Genomic DNA, 18,515 nt, shown 5'->3' with positions numbered 1-18,515 from the left:
AGTTCCTACAGGGAACGCATTCCAATGCAGGAGCTGCCGAAGGCTGCGATCTTTTGTTTTTGGCTATCAGCCGCCTTCGTCGAAATAGTTGTTGATCAACGCCACCAGCGCATCCAGCGCTTCCTGTTCCTGATGCCCTTCAGTACTCAGATAGATCTTGGTGCCCTTGCCTGCCGCCAGCATCATCATCGCCATGATGCTTTTACCGTCAACCGTGGTCTCTGGTGTACGACCCACTCTGATAGTGCAATCCGGATACTGCCCGGCCACCCCGACAAACTTGGCCGATGCGCGGGCATGCAGGCCCAGCTTGTTGATGATTTCGATTTCCAGAGCAGGCATCGCGGTGTGAATCCTTTAAGTGAGGTCGCGGTGGCGAACCTGGACGTTCTTCAGGGTTTTCTGCAGGGCCTGACCCAGACGTTCGGTCAGGTAGACGGAGCGGTGATGCCCGCCGGTGCAGCCAATGGCAATGGTGACGTAGGCACGGTTGCTGGCGGCGAAGCGCGGCAGCCATTTGTGCAGGTAGGTGAAGATGTCCTGAAACATCTCTTCGACCTCCGGCTGTGCCGCCAGGTATTCAGCCACCGGCGCATCGAGACCCGATTGCGCACGCAGTTCCGGCTTCCAGTACGGATTGGGCAGGCAGCGCACATCGAACACCAGATCCGCATCCACCGGCATGCCGCGCTTGAAGCCAAATGACTCGACCAGAAACGCGGTGCCCGGCTCCGGCTGATTCAGCAGGCGCAGCTTGATGGAGTCGCGCAACTGGTACAGGTTGAGGTTGGTGGTGTTGATTTTCAGATCGGCGAGGTCGGCGATCGGGCCGAGCAGGGCGGTTTCATCCTGGATCGCTTCGGCCAGCGAGCGATTGGCGTTGCTCAGTGGATGGCGACGGCGGGTTTCGGAGAAACGCTTGAGCAGGGTTTCTTCGTCGGCGTCCAGATACAGGACATCACACTGAATGTGCTTGGCCCGGACATCTTCAAGCAACTCGGGAAAGCGCGTCAGATGGCTCGGCAAGTTACGCGCATCGATCGACACGGCCACCAGCGGTTGCGCCAGCTCAGTGTGAATCAGTGCGCGTTCGGCCAGTTCCGGCAGCAAGCCTGCGGGCAGGTTGTCGATGCAGTAATAGCCGTTGTCCTCAAGGACATCCAGAGCCGTACTTTTACCCGAGCCGGAACGGCCGCTGACGATGATCAAACGCATGATTAATGCCCGTTCTGCTCGCTCAGGACGACCTGATACAAGGCTTCGCTACTCGGTGCGCTACGCAGCTTTTCGCGCACTTCCTTACGATCCAGCATGCTGGCGATCTGACGTAGCAACTCCAGATGCGCATCGGTGGCGGCTTCCGGGACCAGCAAAACAAACAGCAGGTCAACCGGAGCGCCGTCAATGGCGTCGAAATCGATCGGAGCGTCAAGGTGCATCAGCGCGCTGATCGGCGCCTGGCAACCCTTGAGGCGGCAATGGGGGATGGCGATGCCGTTACCAAAACCGGTGGAACCGAGTTTTTCACGGGCAATCAACGCCTCGAAGACATCCTGCATGGCCAGATCCGGCACTTCGCGGGCGATCAGGTTGGCAATTTGTTCGAGGGCTTTCTTTTTACTGCCACCCGGCACGTTCACGAGGGAACGGCCGGGGGTCAGGATACTTTCAAGTCGGATCATGGAATGGGGGGTTATCGACCTGTCGCGCCCTGGAGGAGGCTTTGGGTCTTTTCCTTATGCTTTTTGAGTTGGCGATCCAGCTTGTCGGTCAGTAGGTCAATGGCGGCATACATGTCGTCATGCTCGGCATTGGCAACCACTTCTCCGCCGGGAATATGCAAGGTGGCTTCGATTTTCTGCTTCAGCTTTTCGACGCACATCGTGACTTGCACGTTGGTGATCTTGTCGAAATGGCGCTCTAATCGGTCGAGTTTTTCGTTGATGTAGGTGCGCAGAGGTTCGGTCACTTCCAGTTGGTGTCCACTGATGTTGACTTGCATACAGCTTCTCCTTCGTTGCCAGTGCATAAAGCGGCAGGCTGGATAGCCTGCCACTGGAACGCTGTAACGTGGCTTACATCAACCGCTTGCGTTCGCTCGAAGGCGCGATCCCTAAGGATTCGCGGTACTTGGCGACGGTGCGGCGAGCCACCTGAATGCCTTGTGCCTCCAGTAAACCAGCGATCTTGCTGTCACTCAACGGCTTTTTCTGATTTTCCGCAGCAACCAGTTTTTTGATGATCGCGCGGATCGCCGTGGACGAGCATTCGCCGCCTTCGGAGGTGCTGACGTGGCTGGAGAAAAAGTATTTCAGTTCATAAATACCGCGCGGGGTATGCATGAACTTCTGCGTGGTCACCCGCGAAATCGTCGATTCGTGCATGCCCACGGCTTCGGCGATGTCATGCAGCACCAGTGGCTTCATGGCTTCGTCGCCGTACTCCAGGAAGCCGCGTTGATGTTCGACGATCTGGGTAGCAACTTTCATCAGGGTTTCGTTGCGGCTCTGCAGGCTCTTGATGAACCAGCGAGCTTCCTGCAACTGATTGCGCATGAACGTGTTGTCGGCGCTGGTGTCGGCGCGACGGACAAAACCGGCGTACTGGGCGTTGACGCGCAGACGTGGTACCGATTCCTGATTCAGCTCGACCAGCCAGCGCTCGTTGTCCTTGCGCACGATGACATCAGGGACGACGTATTCCGCTTCAGTGGACTCGATCTGTGAGCCCGGACGCGGATTGAGGCTTTGCACCAGCTCGATGACCTGGCGCAACTCGTCTTCCTTGAGCTTCATGCGCCGCATCAACTGGCTGTAGTCGCGGCCGCCGAGCAGGTCGATGTAATCGCTGACCAGACGCTTGGCTTCAGCCAGCCAAGGCGTCTTGGCTGGCAGCTGGCGCAATTGCAGCAGCAGGCACTCGCCAAGGTTGCGGGCGCCGATGCCGGCCGGCTCAAACTGCTGGATGCGGTGCAGGACGGCTTCGATTTCGTCCAGTTCGATGTCCAGTTCCGGATCGAACGCCTCAAGGATCTCTTCGAGGGTTTCGTCCAGGTAGCCCTGATTGTTGATGCAGTCGATCAGGGTCACGGCGATCAGGCGATCGGTGTCGGACATCGGCGCGAGGTTCAGTTGCCACAGCAGGTGGCTTTGCAGGCTCTCGCCAGCGGAGGTGCGGGTGGTGAAGTCCCACTCGTCATCATCGCTGCTGGGCAGGCTGCTGGCGCTGGTCTGGTAAACGTCTTCCCAGGCGGTGTCGACCGGAAGCTCGTTGGGAATGCGCTCGTTCCATTCGCCGTCCTCGAGGTTGTCCACCGTCGGGGCGGTTTCCTGATAGGAGGGTTCCTGGATTTCGGTGGGTTTCTGTTCGGCGTTGTCGGCCATGGGGTCGGAATTGTCGAAGTCGTCGCCTTCTTCCTGGCGTTCGAGCATCGGATTGGATTCCAGAGCCTCCTGGATTTCCTGTTGCAGATCCAGGGTCGACAATTGGAGCAGGCGGATGGCCTGTTGCAGCTGCGGTGTCATCGTCAGCTGCTGGCCCATTCTCAAGACTAGCGATGGTTTCATGGCAGGGGCTTAACACCTTATTCGCCGGCGCTATGCGCCATCCACTACAGGGCGCCGGGGCGCCAAACTTAAGCAAATTATATGCCTGAAACTGAAGTGTTTGCCTAGAGCGCTGTAACAATTAAAGCGTATTAATTCCTGCTTGAATCGATACAGCGCCCGGGCGGCGCACCGGGCACTGTTACGCTTACAAGCGGAACTCGTGACCCAGATACACTTCCTTGACCAGATCGTTGGCCAGGATGGTTTCTGCATCGCCTTCAGCAATGAGTTGGCCATCGTTGACGATGTAAGCGGTTTCGCAGATGTCCAGCGTCTCACGGACGTTGTGGTCGGTGATCAATACACCGATGCCCTTGGCCTTGAGGTGGTGGATGATCTGCTTGATGTCGCCGACCGAAATCGGATCGACACCGGCAAACGGTTCGTCGAGCAGGATGAATTTCGGTGCCGTTGCCAGCGCGCGAGCGATCTCCACCCGGCGGCGTTCACCACCGGACAGGCTCATGCCAAGGTTGTCGCGGATGTGGCTGATGTGGAATTCCTGCAGCAGGCTTTCCAGCTCTTTGCGGCGACCGGCCTTGTCGAGTTCCTGACGGGTCTCGAGGATGGCCATGATGTTGTCAGCCACCGACAGTTTGCGGAAGATCGACGCTTCTTGCGGCAGATAGCCAATGCCGGCCTTTGCACGACCGTGCATCGGCTGGTGGCTGACGTCCAGATCGTCGATCAGTACGCGGCCCTGATCGGCCTGTACCAGGCCGACGATCATGTAGAAGCACGTGGTCTTGCCGGCACCGTTCGGGCCGAGCAGACCGACGATCTGGCCGCTGTCGATCGACAGGCTGACGTCACGCACGACCTGGCGGCTTTTATAGGCCTTGGCCAGGTGCTGAGCTTTCAGAGTTGCCATTACTGGGTTTTCTCGTCGGTTTTCTTCTTCGGCTGGATCACCATGTCGATGCGCGGACGCGCCTCGGTGACCTTGCTTCCGGTAGCGCGACCGGCGCTGGCCAGTTTCTTCACGGTGTCATAGACGATTTTCTCGCCCTGAGTGACGTTGCCGTCTTTGTCGACGACCTTGGCCTTGTCGATCAGCACGACGCGGTTTTGCTGGGCGTGGTATTGAATCGTCACGCCGTAGCCCTGAACCGGTTTGGCGTCGCCCTGGGTTTGCAACTGCTCGAAGTAAGCCAGGTTGCCCACGGAGGTCACTACGTCGATATCGCCATTCGGCGCGCGAGTCATGGTGACGGTGTTGCCTTTAACGATCATCGAGCCCTGGGTGATGATCACATCACCTTTATAGGTAGCGATGCCGTTCTTGTCATCCAGTTGGGCGTCGTCGGCCTGAATACGGATAGGTTGCTGCTGATCGTTCGGCAGAGCCCAGGCGCTCACGCTTCCCAGTGCTGCGCCCAGACTGAGCAAAATAGGGAGGGTTTTAACGAGCCTCATACTGTCCTCTTACGTTCGATAGCAGGTGTATCCTGCTTTCCTTCAGGTACGCTTTCATTCCAACGCCAGTCGATACACCGCCAGCGCCGTCGATTCTAACGGGTTGCTCGGTCTGCGCATATTCCTGCTGCGGGAACACGGTCATGCGAGTGGAAGTGATCAGGATGTCACGCTTCTTTTCATCGGTGCGCGCAACGCGTACCGAATCGATCAGTTCGACTTCGGTGCCGCCTGAGTTCACTTCACCGCGCTCACTGGTCACGTGCCACGGAAATTCCGTTCCGCGATACATGTTCAGGTCGGGTTTGGTCACGAGCGTGACGTCAGTTGCCTTCACGTGCTCGGCTTTCTCGGACGTCATTTCATACTGCACCTTGCCATCCGGCAGGTATTGCAGGGTATGGGTGTTGGTTGCATACCAGTCGATAGGCGTTTCCACCGAGGTGACCGGTGGTTTGTCGAGAAAGCGTTCCGGGCTGATATTCCAGTAGCCGACCGCTGCGAAAATCGCAGCGATGCAGCCGAACAGCAGGAAGTTACGAAATTTTTTGCTGAACATGGTTTGGCTCACAGGTACGCGGCGTTGGCCGCATCGAGGCGGCCCTGGGCGCGCAGGATCAATTCACAGAATTCGCGGGCAGCACCTTCGCCGCCGCGAGCCCGGGTAACGCCATGGGCGTGTTCGCGGACAAAATCAGCAGCGTTGGCCACTGCCATGCCCAGACCAACCCGGCGGATCACTGGCAGGTCGGGCAGGTCGTCACCGAGATAGGCGACCTGTTCATAGCTTAGGCCCAGTTGCTCAAGCAGGCCGTCGAGAACGACCAATTTGTCTTCGCGTCCCTGAAACAGGTGGGGGATGCCGAGGTTTTTCGCCCGGCGTTCGACCACTGGAGTCTTGCGACCACTGATGATGGCGGTCTGCACGCCGGCGTTCATCAGCATCTTGATGCCCTGACCGTCGAGAGTGTTGAAGGTCTTGAATTCGCTGCCGTCTTCAAGGAAGTACAGGCGACCGTCGGTGAGAACGCCGTCGACGTCGAAAACCGCCAGTTTGATCGCTTTGCCGCGTTGCAGCAGATCGTTGCTCATTACATCACTCCTGCGCGCAGCAGATCGGAGAGGTTGAAGGCGCCGACCGGGCGATCTTCTTCGTCCACAACGACCAGTGCGTTGATTCGGTGGTCTTCCATGATTTTCAGGGCTTCGGCGGCGAGCATTTCGGGCCGGGCAGTCTTGCCGTGGGCCGTCATTACCTGGTCGATGGTGGCGCTGCGGATATCAATGCTGCGATCCAGGGTTCGGCGCAAATCGCCGTCGGTGAAGATCCCGGCGAGTTTGCCGTCAGTTTCGAGGATGACGGTCATGCCCAGACCCTTGCGGGTCATTTCCATCAGCGCGTCCTTGAGCAGCGTACCGCGTTGTACTTGCGGCAACTCCTGCCCGGCGTGCATGACGTTCTCCACTTTCAACAGCAGGCGACGGCCAAGGGCGCCACCCGGATGAGAAAAGGCGAAGTCTTCGGCAGTGAAACCGCGCGCTTCCAGCAACGCTACGGCCAGCGCATCACCCATGACCAAAGCTGCGGTGGTCGAGGAGGTCGGCGCCAGGTTCAGCGGACAGGCTTCATGCTCGACGTGAACGTTGAGATTGACCTCGGCCGCCTTGGCCAGCGGCGATAGCGGGTTGCCGGTGAGGCTGATCAACTGGATGCCCAGACGTTTGATCAGCGGCAGCAGGGTGACGATTTCGTTGGTCGAGCCGGAATTCGACAGGGCCAGAATCACGTCATCACGAGTGATCATGCCCATGTCGCCATGGCTGGCCTCGGCCGGGTGCACGAAAAAAGCCGGGGTACCGGTGCTGGCCAGAGTCGCGGCAATCTTGTTGCCGATGTGCCCGGATTTGCCCATGCCGACCACAACTACACGGCCCTTGCTGGCCAGAATCATCTCGCAAGCGCGTACGAAATCGGCGTCGATATGGGGCAACAAGCCTTGTACGGCTTCCACTTCGAGTTGGATGGTGCGTTGTGCCGATTGAATCAGGTCGCTGGATTGGCTCATGTCAGAAATCGTATAGCCCGATGAAAAGGCGGCGATTATAGCGGTTATGTGGCAAAGCCTCACGCAAGTTCGTCGTGCTTTGTCATTACTCGTTACCAAAACCCGGTAAAAGAGCCTGCGCACCTGTCATATCGCCGAACTCAGGCTGGTACAAGCCTTGGGCGCGTAGCCTTTGCAGTGATATAGTTCGCCGCCAGTTCGGCCTGCCCGGGATGTACGTACTTTTTAAGTAAAGACAGGCGTCCGAGTGAGAGGCTGCATCGCAAGGAGTTTAGATGAGTGCCGATAACGCCTACGCGGTCGAGCTGAAGGGAGTCTCCTTCAAGCGCGGTGCGCGCAGCATTTTCAATAACGTCGATATTCGCATACCGCGCGGCAAGGTCACCGGCATCATGGGGCCTTCCGGGTGTGGCAAGACCACGCTGCTGCGATTGATGGGCGCACAATTGCGTCCTGCCAGCGGCGAAGTCTGGGTCAACGGCCAGAACCTGCCTGCGCTTTCGCGCAGCGATCTGTTCGATGCGCGAAAGCACATGGGTGTGCTGTTTCAAAGCGGCGCGCTGTTCACCGATCTCGATGTGTTCGAGAACGTGGCTTTCCCCCTGCGTGTTCATACCGATTTGCCGGAAGAAATGATCCGCGACATCGTCCTGCTCAAGTTGCAGGCGGTTGGTCTGCGCGGTGCCATCGAGTTGATGCCGGATGAGCTGTCCGGTGGCATGAAGCGCCGCGTCGCACTGGCGCGAGCGATTGCGCTCGATCCGCAGATCCTCATGTACGACGAACCGTTCGTCGGGCAGGACCCGATCGCCATGGGCGTGCTGGTCCGTCTGATTCGCCTGCTCAACGACGCGCTGGGGATCACCAGTATCGTGGTGTCCCACGATCTGGCGGAAACCGCTAGCATCGCCGACTACATCTATGTCGTCGGTGATGGTCAGGTGCTGGGGCAGGGTACGCCGGACGAGTTGATGAACTCGGACGAGCCGCGTATCCGTCAGTTCATGACCGGCGATCCCGATGGCCCGGTGCCGTACCATTTTCCAGCGACGGATTACCGCGCAGATCTTCTGGGGAAGCGCTGATGCGCAGAATTTCATTAATAGAACGCGTGCGCCGGTTCGGCGAGGCGGCGATCGACGCCGTCGCGGTGTTCGGTCGTGCGACGCTGTTCCTGTTTCATGCCTTGCTGGGGCGTGGCGGGATCAGCGGCGGTTTCGGCCTGTTGGTCAAACAACTGCATTCGGTCGGCGTGATGTCGCTGGTGATCATCGTCGTTTCCGGGATTTTCATCGGCATGGTGCTGGCGCTGCAGGGCTTCAGCATTCTGTCGAGCTACGGTTCGGAGCAGGCGGTGGGGCAGATGGTTGCGCTGACCTTGCTGCGTGAGCTGGGTCCGGTGGTGACTGCACTGTTGTTTGCCGGTCGTGCCGGGTCGGCGCTGACCGCAGAGATCGGCAACATGAAGTCCACCGAACAGCTTTCCAGCCTGGAAATGATCGGCGTCGATCCGCTCAAATACATTATTGCCCCGCGCCTGTGGGCCGGCTTCATTTCCCTGCCGGTGCTGGCAATGATTTTCAGCGTCGTGGGCATCTGGGGTGGTTCATGGGTGGCCGTCGACTGGCTGGGTGTGTATGAAGGCTCTTATTGGGCGAACATGCAGAACAGCGTGAACTTCACCAGTGACGTGCTCAATGGCGTGATCAAAAGCATCGTTTTCGCCTTTGTAGTGACCTGGATCGCCGTATTCCAAGGCTATGACTGTGAGCCCACTTCCGAGGGCATCAGTCGCGCCACCACCAAGACTGTAGTGTTTGCCTCGCTGGCAGTGCTCGGCCTGGACTTTATTCTGACTGCTTTGATGTTTGGAGATTTCTGATGCAAAACCGCACCCTGGAAATCGGTGTCGGCCTGTTCCTGCTGGCAGGGATCCTGGCTTTGTTGCTGCTTGCTTTGCGGGTCAGTGGTCTGTCTCCGACGTCGACCACCGACACCTATAAACTGTATGCCTACTTCGACAATATCGCCGGTTTGACGGTCAGAGCCAAAGTGACCATGGCCGGTGTGACTATCGGCAAGGTCACGGCAATCGATCTGGATCGCGACAGCTTCACCGGTCGGGTAACCCTGCAAGTGGATAAAAAGGTCGACAACCTGCCGACCGACTCCACAGCGTCTATCCTGACCGCTGGTCTGCTGGGCGAGAAGTACATTGGTATCAGCGTAGGCGGGGAAGACAAGCCGCTGAAGGATGGTGGAACCATTCACGACACGCAGTCGTCACTGGTACTGGAAGACCTTATCGGTAAATTCCTGCTCAATACCGTTAGCAAAGACGCCAAATGAGGAGCTTTTGAATGATCTCTATCTTGCGACGTAGCCTGTTGGTGTTACTGGCGGCTCTGCCGTTGATGGGTAACGCCGTGGCTGCTGCAACTTCGGCACATGATCTGGTGCAGGACACGACCAGCCGGTTGCTGGCCGACCTGGCTGCCAACAAAGAGAAATACAAGCAGGACCCGACCGACTTCTACACAGCGCTCAACAACATCGTCGGGCCGGTGGTGGATGCCGAAGGCATTTCCAAGAGCATCATGACGGTCAAGTACTCGCGCAAGGCCACGCCAGCGCAGATGCAGACCTTCCAGGAAAACTTCAAGAAAGGCCTGTTCCAGTTCTACGGTAACGCCTTGCTCGAGTACAACAATCAGGGCATTACCGTTGACCCTGCCAAGGACGAATCGGGTGACCGCACCAGCGTCAACATGACCGTCAAGGGCAGCAGCGGCGCAATCTATCCTGTGCAATACACGCTGGAGAAGATCAACGGCGAGTGGAAACTGCGCAACGTGATCATCAACGGCATCAACATCGGCAAACTGTTCCGCGATCAGTTCGCTGACGCGATGCAGCGCAATGGCAACGATCTGGACAAGACCATCAATGGTTGGGCCGGTGAAGTGGCCAAGGCCAAGGAAGCCACCGAAAAGAATCCAGCACAATGAGTGAGGCCGCAGTTCGTATGAGTGATGTCGACGAGCTTCTGCTCAGCGGAGTGCTGGACTATCGCACCGGCGCCGACCTGCGCAAGCAAGGCCAGACGCTGATCAAGTCCAGCAAGGCTGCTTCGCTGGTGATCGACTGCTCGGCGGTGAAGAAGTCCAGCAGCGTCGGCTTGTCGTTGCTGCTGTGCTTCATGCGCGATGCGAATGCGGCCGGAAAGGCTGTCAGCATCCGCTCGATGCCCGAAGACATGCGCGAAATCGCTCAGGTCAGTGAACTGACCGAACTGTTGGCGCACCCCTGAAACAGCATCTATAAAGAAGCCCCCCGTCAGAGTCCTGCCATGCGGGGTTCGCAGGCGCGGGGCTTTTTTGTATGATGTCCGACCCGTGCGCACAGGGCGCCGATTGAGGTTGAGCATGCAGGCCGTAGAAGTGAAGAGCTTCCTTGAAGGAAAGCTGCCCGGAACGTTGGTAGAAGTTGAGGGCGAAGGCTGCAATTTCCAGCTGAACGTGATTAGCGATGAACTGGCGGCGTTGAGCCCGGTGAAGCGTCAGCAGCAGATCTATGCCCATTTGAACCCGTGGATCACCGATGGCAGCATCCATGCGGTCACTATGAAATTTTTCAGCAGCGCGGCCTGGGCCGAGCGCACCTGAGCCTAAGGGCGTCGAGATTCTTATGGATAAATTGATTATTACCGGTGGCGCTCGTCTTGATGGCGAGATCCGCATTTCCGGCGCAAAAAACTCCGCCCTGCCGATCCTGGCTGCCACGCTGCTGTGCGATGGCCCGGTGACCGTTGGCAATCTGCCGCACCTGCACGACATCACCACCATGATCGAGCTGTTCGGTCGCATGGGCATCGAGCCGGTGATCGACGAGAAACTCAGCGTCGAAATCGACCCGCGCACCATCAAGACCCTGATCGCGCCGTACGAACTGGTGAAAACCATGCGTGCGTCGATCCTGGTACTGGGCCCGATGGTTGCCCGTTTCGGTGAAGCCGAAGTGGCACTGCCTGGCGGTTGCGCCATCGGTTCGCGTCCGGTTGACCTGCACATCCGTGGTCTCGAAGCCATGGGCGCGGTCATCGACGTCGAAGGCGGCTACATCAAGGCCAAGGCCCCTGAAGGCGGCCTGCGCGGTGCACACTTCTTCTTCGATACCGTCAGCGTGACCGGTACCGAGAACATCATGATGGCCGCCGCTCTGGCCAAGGGCCGCAGCGTGTTGCAGAACGCCGCTCGCGAACCTGAAGTGGTTGACCTGGCGAACTTCCTCAACGCCATGGGCGCCAAGGTTTCCGGTGCTGGCACCGACACCATCACCATCGATGGCGTCGAGCGTCTGGGTTCGGCTTTCTATAAGGTCATGCCTGACCGTATCGAAACCGGCACCTACCTCGTTGCCGCTGCCGTGACCGGTGGTCGCGTCAAGGTCAAGGACACCGATCCGACCATCCTCGAAGCCGTTCTGGAAAAACTCCGTGAAGCCGGCGCAGAAATCACCTGCGGTGAAGACTGGATCGAGCTGAACATGCACGGCAAGCGTCCGAAAGCAGTCAACGTGCGCACCGCGCCGTACCCGGCTTTCCCGACGGACATGCAAGCGCAGTTCATCTCGCTCAACGCCATTGCCGAAGGCACCGGTGCGGTAATCGAGACGATCTTCGAAAACCGTTTCATGCACGTGTACGAACTGCACCGCATGGGCGCCAAGATCCAGGTCGAAGGCAACACTGCCATCGTTACCGGTACTGAAGTCCTCAAGGGCGCGCCAGTGATGGCCACCGACCTGCGGGCTTCGGCCAGTCTGGTGATCTCGGCACTGGTTGCCGAAGGCGACACGCTGATCGACCGCATCTACCACATCGACCGTGGTTACGAGTGCATCGAAGAAAAACTGCAGATGCTGGGCGCCAAGATCCGTCGCGTTCCGGGCTGATAGCTGCATTGGGACACAGGGACGTGTCCACTGATTTTAAGAGTCGAGCCGGTTTCCGGCTAGATGTGTGTCCGGCGCCGATTGCGACCGGACATGAGTACCTTGATAAGGACTGACGTTTCCCATGTTGACCATCGCACTGTCCAAGGGCCGCATCCTTGACGACACCCTGCCGCTTCTCGCCGAAGCGGGCATTGTGCCGACCGAGAATCCGGACAAGAGCCGCAAGCTGATCATCCCCACGACGCAGGACGACGTTCGTCTGCTGATCGTGCGTGCCACCGATGTGCCGACTTACGTTGAGCATGGCGCGGCTGACCTCGGCGTTGCCGGTAAAGACGTGTTGATGGAATACACCGGCCAGGGCCTGTACGAGCCACTGGATCTGCAGATCGCCCAGTGCAAGCTGATGACCGCCGGCAAGATCGGCGCGCCTGAGCCCAAGGGCCGTCTGCGTGTGGCGACCAAGTTCGTCAACGTCGCCAAGCGCTACTACGCCGAGCAGGGCCGTCAGGTCGATATCATTAAGCTCTACGGCTCGATGGAGCTGGCACCGTTGATCGGTCTGGCCGACAAGATCATCGACGTGGTCGACACCGGTAACACCCTGCGCGCCAATGGCCTGGAACCTCAGGAACTGATCGCCACGATCAGCTCGCGCCTGGTCGTCAATAAAGCTTCGATGAAAATGCAACACGCCCGAATCCAGGCGTTGATCGATACCCTGCGCAACGCAGTGGAATCGCGACACCGCGGCTGATTTACCTGCGCGCCGTTAAGTCGCGCCCGTCTATCCGCCTCATAGCCAGAATCTCAGGTGCCCAAGCGGAAACGACTGCTAAGTTAGGGCGCCTGAGTTTTTGCCATTCCTATGAGGCTCTCGCTATGACCGCACCGACTGCAATTCGCCGACTCAACGCTGCTGACCCGGATTTCGCGCATCATCTGGATCATCTGCTGAGCTGGGAAAGTGTGTCTGACGACTCGGTCAATCAGCGCGTGCTGGACATCATCAAGGCTGTGCGCGAACGCGGTGACGCGGCGTTGGTCGAGTTCACCCAGAAGTTCGACGGCCTCGAAGTCGCGTCGATGGCTGACCTGATCCTGCCGCGTGAACGTCTGGAACTGGCCCTGACCCGCATCACCGTGCCACAGCGCGAAGCACTGGAAAAAGCCGCCGCTCGCGTGCGTAGCTACCACGAAAAACAGAAGCAGGATTCCTGGAGCTACACCGAAGCTGACGGCACGGTATTGGGCCAAAAGGTCACACCGCTGGATCGTGCCGGCCTGTACGTGCCGGGTGGCAAGGCGTCGTACCCGTCGTCGGTGTTGATGAACGCGATTCCGGCCAAGGTCGCCGGCGTGACCGAAGTGGTCATGGTCGTGCCGACCCCGCGCGGTGAGATCAATGAGCTGGTGCTGGCGGCTGCGTGCATCGCTGGCGTTGACCGGGTATTCACCATCGGTGGCGCACAAGCTGTCGCTGCCTTGGCTTACGGCACCGAAAGCGTGCCGAAAGTCGATAAGGTGGTTGGCCCGGGCAACATCTATGTCGCCACCGCCAAGCGTCACGTGTTCGGTCAGGTCGGCATCGACATGATCGCCGGCCCTTCGGAAATCCTCGTGGTGTGCGACGGCCAGACCGATCCGGACTGGATCGCCATGGACCTGTTCTCGCAAGCCGAGCACGACGAAGATGCGCAGGCGATTCTGGTCAGCCCGGATGCAGAGTTCCTCGACAAGGTCGCCGCGAGCATCGACAAATTGCTGCCGACCATGGACCGCGCGACCATCATCGAAACCTCGATCAATGGTCGCGGTGCACTGATTCACGTGAAGGACATGGCCCAAGCCATCGAAGTCGCCAACCGCATCGCTCCGGAACACTTGGAGCTGTCGGTCGCTGACCCACAGGCCTGGCTGCCGCAGATCCGCCACGCTGGCGCGATCTTCATGGGCCGTCACACCTCCGAAGCGCTGGGCGATTACTGCGCAGGCCCGAACCACGTGCTGCCGACCTCGGGCACCGCGCGGTTCTCCTCGCCGCTGGGCGTGTACGACTTCCAGAAGCGTTCGTCGATCATCTTCTGCTCCGAGGCCGGTGCTTCCGAGCTGGGTAAAACTGCATCCGTGCTGGCCCGTGGCGAATCGCTGAGCGCGCACGCGCGTAGCGCCGAATACCGCATCAAAGACGAAGACTTTCTACAAGGGCAGGGGAACTGAGCGATGAGTAAATTCTGGAGCCCGTTCGTCAAGGATCTGGTGCCGTACGTGCCGGGCGAACAGCCAAAGCTGACCAAACTGGTCAAGCTCAACACCAACGAAAACCCGTACGGCCCGTCGCCAAAAGCCTTGGCCGCGATGCAGACCGAACTGAATGACAACCTGCGCCTGTACCCGGACCCGAACAGTGATCTGCTGAAAACTGCGGTCGCCAGATACTACGGCGTGCAGAGCAATCAGGTGTTCCTCGGCAACGGTTCGGATGAAGTGCTTGCGCACATTTTTCACGGCTTGCTGCAACACGATAAGCCGCTGCTGTTCCCCGACATCAGTTACAGCTTCTATCCGGTGTATTGCGGTTTGTACGGCATCGAGTTTGATGCGGTGCCGCTGGACGCGCAGTTCCAGATCGACCCGGCCGACTACGCCAAGCCGAACGGCGGGATCATTTTCCCGAATCCGAATGCGCCAACCGGTTGCCTGCTGGCGCTGGACGCGGTCGAGCAAATCCTCAAGTCCAGCCCGGATTCGGTGGTCGTGGTGGACGAGGCGTATATCGACTTCGGCGGCGAAACAGCGATCAGTCTGGTGAACCGTTATCCAAACCTGCTGGTGACGCAGACCTTGTCCAAGTCGCGTTCGCTGGCGGGTTTGCGCGTTGGTTTTGCGGTCGGCCATCCCGATCTCATTGAGGCGCTGGAGCGGATCAAGAACAGCTTCAACTCTTATCCACTCGATCGTCTGGCGATTGTCGGTGCGGCAGCGGCGTTCGAAGATCGTGAGTATTTCGACAAGACTTGCCGTCTGGTCATCGAGAGCCGTGAGTGGGTGATTGCGCAGTTGCAGGCCAAGGGTTTTGAAGTGTTGCCGTCGGCGGCGAACTTCATCTTCGCCCGGCACCCGCAGCATGATGCGGCGGGGCTGGCGGCCAAACTGCGTGAGCAGGGCGTGATTGTGCGGCACTTCAAGCAGGAGCGGATTGCGCAATTTTTGCGGATTTCGATTGGTACGCCGGAGCAGAATCAGGCGCTTATCGATGGACTTGGCGACCTCTAAAAGCAAGAGCCCCTCACCCTAACCCTCTCCCAGAGGGAGAGGGGACTGATTGGGGGATATTGCAGAGCTTCGTCGACGTGAAAGTGCTGTACCGAATCCATAATCGACTCGGTCTTTCAGGTCGACGTACTTCGCAAGACAACTCGGTCGGCCCCCTCTCCCAGAGGGAGAGGGGACTGATCGGGGGATGCTCCCGAGTTGCACCGACCTGAACTTGCTTTACCGAATCCATAATCGACTCGGTAATTCAGGTCGATGCATGACGCCTTACAACTCGGTCGGCTCCCTCTCCCGGAGGGAGAGGGCTGGGGTGAGGGTCTGCTCTTATTCGTGATGCGCTTCGCCAAGGAACGTCAGTGAGGTAAACAACCCACGACTATCCACATCCACACTGCCCTTCACCGGCACTTCTACCTGCGCCGCAATCACATTCAACCCTTCATTCCTCACCAATACCTGCGCCCGACCATCCTTGTCAGTCTCGGTGCTCAACGTGTTCGGCGCATTGCGATAGTCGCCAATCAGCTTCACCCCTGCCGCCGGTTTGCCATCGAGCAACACCCGCACCGGCAATGACTTGCCCGGCCCAACCGTCAGCGGATCAACCTCCGGCAAAATCAGCAACTTGATCTGATCAAGCTTGGGCAACTTCGCCCCCGGCTGATAAATCGCCAGGCTGTACTTGAACGTCTCGGTTGCCTCAATGGCGCCCGGCACTTTGCTGCGACCTTGGTTGATCCATTTCTTGTCAGCCGTCTGCGACCACATGCCATTGTTCAATGCCACGGCCATCACCGCAGGCGCCTTCAAAGGTTTCAAACGAGCATGATCCGCCAGGCGCTCGACGCTCACCGGAATCATCCTGCCGGCCGCATCGTAGGCCCAGGCACCGCTGACCTTCTGCGCTTTGAACGCGTTGTCCTCAGCGCCGTGACCGTAGACCACTTCGATATTGCCGCGCCGTTGCTCCGTCCACAGGCCATGGGCCGAGACCTGGCCTGTGAACAGCGCAGCGATGAGCACAAAGGTTTTGCCGTATTGCATGGTGACGTCCTTTTACAGGTTGAGTGTCAGGCTGACGGTGAAATTGCGCGGCTCACCGGGGTTGACCCAGTAATTGCTGTAAGAGCGCTCGTAATACTTTTCGTCGAAGACGTTATTGAGGTTCAGGCCGACAGTGACGTTGTCGCTGGCCTTGTAATGCGCGAGCAGGTCGACGGTCTGGTAGGCCGGTAATTCGAAGTCGCTGCCGGATTCGCCTGAGCGATCACCGACATAGGTGAACGCTGCGCCGACGTCCGAGCCGCGCAAATGTCCATCCTGAAACTCATAAACGCCGAGCAGGCTGCCGCTGCGTTTGGCCACGCCGAGGATGCGGCTGCCGGTGGCAATCACCGCGTCGCCCTTGGTCACTTCGGCGTCGATGTAGGCGAAGGCGCCGATGATTCGCACCGCATCGGTGATTTGCCCGGTGACCTGCCAATCGAAACCGCGACTGCGTGCCTTGCCCATGGCGCGGCTGGTGTCGGTGGCCGGGTCGAGGGCAAGGACGTTTTCCTTGTCGATGTGGAAGAAGGCGAGGGTGCTGCTCAGGCGCTCATCGAACAGTTCGTTCTTGATCCCGACTTCATAGCCGACGCCTTCTTCCGGATCGAAGGATTTGCCGGAGGCGTCGAGGCCGTTGTTCGGTTTGAACGAGGTTGAGGCGTTGGCGAACAGACCGGTGTCTGGCGTCAGTTGATAGAGCAGGCCGACACGCTGGGTCAGGGCGTCGTGGCGTTGGTTGCTTGTGGCGTTGCGGCTGTGGTCGTCGATGTGCTGATCGAAATGCTCGAAGCGCGCACCGATCATCCCGCGCAGTTTGTCGGTGAAGATGATTTGATCCTGCAGGTTCAATGCATGACTTTCGACCTGTTCGAAAAAGTCGCTGCCCGAGCGTGCGCCGTTGGGTTTTGGCTGGCCGTAGACCGGCTTATAGATGTCGATGGCGTAAGGGCCACCGGCAATCGTGGTAACGCGCTCGTTCTTGCGGAAGTTTTCATACTCGGTGCCGATCAGCAGTTCGTGCTGCCAAGGGCCGAGGTCGAACAGACCGCGCAGCTCCAGTTGGGTAATGCTGTCGTGCCAGTTCGTGTCGCGCTCGCGATAGCGGCGGTTGACGGTGTGACCATCGGCGTTCAGCGCTCGTTGTTCCGAGGCGTCGCCCCAGAGTTTGCCTTCCTTGTAATGGCTGGCCAGGCGCAACTTCCAGTTGTCGTTGAGATGATGTTCCAGCGTGGCCTGCAGCAGATTGTTGTGGTTGTCGATGTTGCCGTCGTTGGGTTCGCCGAGGAAGGTCGAGCGCGAGACGCCGCTCCATTTGTTGTTCGGCGCGACGATACCGCGATCGAAGGTTGAGCTGTGACGGACGATTTCGCTTTCCACCAATAGCGACGTGTCCGGGTTCAATTGCCAACTGATCGAGGGCGCGACGAATACACGTTTGCTGTCAACGTGATCGCGAAAACTGTTGTTGTCTTCGACCGCGAGGTTGATCCGCGAGAGCACATTGCCCTGATCATCCAGCGGCGTGTTGACGTCCAGCGCAGTGCGATAGCGATCCCAACTGCCGGCGCTGGTTTGCAACGTGGTGAAAGCTTCGGGCTGTGGTTTCTTGGTGACGATGTTAACCGTGCCGCCGGGATCGCCCCGACCGTAGAGGCTTGCGGCCGGGCCTTTGAGCACTTCGATGCGCTCGATGTTGGCTGCATCCGGTGTGCTCGGATAGCCGCGATTGGCGCTGAAGCCGTCCTTGTAGAACTCTGAAGTGGTGAAGCCGCGCACGCTGTATTCGTACAGCGTCAGGCCGCCGAAGTTGTTCTGCTTGGATACGCCGCCGGCAAAATCCAGCGCGCGCTCGACACTGCTGCTGCCCAGATCCTTGAGCACGCTGGCGGGCACCACGCTGATGGCTTGCGGGATATCACGGATCGCCGTGTCGGTCTTGGTCGCGCTGGATGAACGTGTAGCGCGATAGCCCTTGACCGGGCCGGTCGGCGATTCATAGTTGGAGACGACGCTGATGGCGTCCAGTTCGAGGGGTTTTGATTCTTCGGCGAAGGCTGGATCGACCAGCAAACCGAGGCTCAGGCCGAGCAGGGAGGCCTTTGTTCGAGACGACATGTTATGTTGTTCCAATTCTTAGAATTGAAAC

22 protein-coding genes are annotated in these 18,515 nt (G+C 58.8%); 10 read left to right on the top strand and 12 right to left on the bottom strand.

Annotation, left to right across the window (positions count from 1 at the left end):
- Positions 1-66: 66 nt before the first annotated feature.
- The 10 genes from CKW17_RS08280 to CKW17_RS08235 form a co-directional block, all read right to left on the bottom strand.
- Positions 67-342: an HPr family phosphocarrier protein gene (locus CKW17_RS08280; protein ID WP_008085079.1), complete on the bottom strand. Its 276-nt coding sequence runs from the start codon at positions 340-342 to the stop codon at positions 67-69.
- Between the two features lie 15 nt (positions 343-357).
- Positions 358-1,215, bottom strand: a complete 858-nt coding sequence (rapZ, locus tag CKW17_RS08275; RefSeq protein WP_038357533.1) for an RNase adapter RapZ — start codon at positions 1,213-1,215, stop codon at positions 358-360.
- Between the two features lie 2 nt (positions 1,216-1,217).
- On the bottom strand, positions 1,218-1,682 hold the full coding sequence (gene ptsN, locus CKW17_RS08270; protein ID WP_077571129.1) for a PTS IIA-like nitrogen regulatory protein PtsN: 465 nt from the start codon (positions 1,680-1,682) through the stop codon (positions 1,218-1,220).
- An 11-nt stretch (positions 1,683-1,693) separates the two neighbouring features.
- Positions 1,694-2,002 (bottom strand): ribosome hibernation-promoting factor, HPF/YfiA family, encoded by a 309-nt coding sequence (hpf, locus tag CKW17_RS08265; protein WP_093435973.1) that lies wholly within the window; start codon positions 2,000-2,002, stop codon positions 1,694-1,696.
- Positions 2,003-2,075: 73 nt separating this feature from the next.
- Entirely contained in the window at positions 2,076-3,566 is a 1,491-nt protein-coding gene (locus CKW17_RS08260) for an RNA polymerase factor sigma-54 (protein WP_016984155.1), read from the bottom strand.
- 187 nt (positions 3,567-3,753) lie between these two features.
- Positions 3,754-4,479 (bottom strand): LPS export ABC transporter ATP-binding protein, encoded by a 726-nt coding sequence (lptB, locus tag CKW17_RS08255; protein ID WP_008085069.1) that lies wholly within the window; start codon positions 4,477-4,479, stop codon positions 3,754-3,756.
- Entirely contained in the window at positions 4,479-5,024 is a 546-nt protein-coding gene (gene lptA / locus CKW17_RS08250; RefSeq protein WP_095119478.1) for a lipopolysaccharide transport periplasmic protein LptA, read from the bottom strand. Before lptA ends, lptB begins: the two co-directional genes overlap by 1 nt.
- Positions 5,011-5,583 carry an LPS export ABC transporter periplasmic protein LptC gene (gene lptC / locus CKW17_RS08245; RefSeq protein WP_038357537.1) on the bottom strand — a complete coding sequence of 191 codons (573 nt, stop codon included), beginning with the start codon at positions 5,581-5,583 and terminating at the stop codon, positions 5,011-5,013. Before lptC ends, lptA begins: the two co-directional genes overlap by 14 nt.
- Before the next feature lie 8 nt (positions 5,584-5,591).
- Positions 5,592-6,116 (bottom strand): HAD family hydrolase, encoded by a 525-nt coding sequence (locus tag CKW17_RS08240; protein WP_095119477.1) that lies wholly within the window; start codon positions 6,114-6,116, stop codon positions 5,592-5,594.
- Complete coding sequence (locus CKW17_RS08235; protein WP_095119476.1) at positions 6,116-7,090, bottom strand: KpsF/GutQ family sugar-phosphate isomerase; 975 nt, start codon at positions 7,088-7,090, stop codon at positions 6,116-6,118. Before CKW17_RS08235 ends, CKW17_RS08240 begins: the two co-directional genes overlap by 1 nt.
- A gap of 275 nt (positions 7,091-7,365) precedes the next feature.
- Between CKW17_RS08235 and CKW17_RS08230 the strand changes: the two genes are divergently transcribed.
- The 10 genes from CKW17_RS08230 to hisC all read left to right on the top strand — a co-directional run bounded on the left by CKW17_RS08230 (position 7,366) and on the right by hisC (position 15,322).
- Entirely contained in the window at positions 7,366-8,175 is an 810-nt protein-coding gene (locus tag CKW17_RS08230) for an ATP-binding cassette domain-containing protein (RefSeq protein ID WP_007912403.1), read from the top strand.
- Positions 8,175-8,972 (top strand): lipid asymmetry maintenance ABC transporter permease subunit MlaE, encoded by a 798-nt coding sequence (gene mlaE, locus CKW17_RS08225; RefSeq protein WP_003221704.1) that lies wholly within the window; start codon positions 8,175-8,177, stop codon positions 8,970-8,972. Before CKW17_RS08230 ends, mlaE begins: the two co-directional genes overlap by 1 nt.
- Positions 8,972-9,439, top strand: a complete 468-nt coding sequence (gene mlaD, locus CKW17_RS08220) for an outer membrane lipid asymmetry maintenance protein MlaD (protein WP_007912400.1) — start codon at positions 8,972-8,974, stop codon at positions 9,437-9,439. The genes mlaE and mlaD overlap by 1 nt, the downstream gene beginning before the upstream one ends.
- Positions 9,440-9,450: 11 nt before the next feature.
- Positions 9,451-10,098 (top strand): phospholipid-binding protein MlaC, encoded by a 648-nt coding sequence (locus CKW17_RS08215; protein WP_095119475.1) that lies wholly within the window; start codon positions 9,451-9,453, stop codon positions 10,096-10,098.
- The gene (locus tag CKW17_RS08210; protein ID WP_095119474.1) at positions 10,095-10,400 is read left to right on the top strand and encodes a lipid asymmetry maintenance protein MlaB; all 306 of its coding nucleotides are present in this window, start codon (positions 10,095-10,097) and stop codon (positions 10,398-10,400) included. Before CKW17_RS08215 ends, CKW17_RS08210 begins: the two co-directional genes overlap by 4 nt.
- Before the next feature lie 115 nt (positions 10,401-10,515).
- Complete coding sequence (locus CKW17_RS08205; RefSeq protein ID WP_007912386.1) at positions 10,516-10,755, top strand: BolA family protein; 240 nt, start codon at positions 10,516-10,518, stop codon at positions 10,753-10,755.
- A gap of 22 nt (positions 10,756-10,777) precedes the next feature.
- Entirely contained in the window at positions 10,778-12,043 is a 1,266-nt protein-coding gene (gene murA, locus CKW17_RS08200; protein ID WP_007912385.1) for a UDP-N-acetylglucosamine 1-carboxyvinyltransferase, read from the top strand.
- Between the two features lie 124 nt (positions 12,044-12,167).
- A complete protein-coding gene (gene hisG / locus CKW17_RS08195) occupies positions 12,168-12,803 on the top strand; it encodes an ATP phosphoribosyltransferase (RefSeq protein ID WP_007912384.1) in 636 nt (211 codons plus the stop codon).
- 125 nt (positions 12,804-12,928) lie between these two features.
- Entirely contained in the window at positions 12,929-14,266 is a 1,338-nt protein-coding gene (hisD, locus tag CKW17_RS08190) for a histidinol dehydrogenase (RefSeq protein WP_095119473.1), read from the top strand.
- Between the two features lie 3 nt (positions 14,267-14,269).
- A complete protein-coding gene (hisC, locus tag CKW17_RS08185) occupies positions 14,270-15,322 on the top strand; it encodes a histidinol-phosphate transaminase (RefSeq protein ID WP_095119472.1) in 1,053 nt (350 codons plus the stop codon).
- A gap of 324 nt (positions 15,323-15,646) precedes the next feature.
- Here hisC and CKW17_RS08180 read toward each other — a convergent pair whose 3' ends face one another.
- Together CKW17_RS08180 and CKW17_RS08175 are read right to left on the bottom strand one after the other, a co-directional pair.
- Complete coding sequence (locus CKW17_RS08180; RefSeq protein WP_095119471.1) at positions 15,647-16,366, bottom strand: DUF4198 domain-containing protein; 720 nt, start codon at positions 16,364-16,366, stop codon at positions 15,647-15,649.
- A 12-nt stretch (positions 16,367-16,378) separates the two neighbouring features.
- A complete protein-coding gene (locus CKW17_RS08175; RefSeq protein ID WP_095119470.1) occupies positions 16,379-18,484 on the bottom strand; it encodes a TonB-dependent siderophore receptor in 2,106 nt (701 codons plus the stop codon).
- Between the last annotated feature and the right edge of the window lie 31 nt (positions 18,485-18,515).

It is taken from the genome of Pseudomonas sp. Irchel s3f10 (genome assembly GCF_900187515.1).
Lineage (GTDB): Bacteria > Pseudomonadota > Gammaproteobacteria > Pseudomonadales > Pseudomonadaceae > Aquipseudomonas > Aquipseudomonas tensinigenes.
This window is presented reverse-complemented; position numbering and strand designations above follow the sequence as displayed.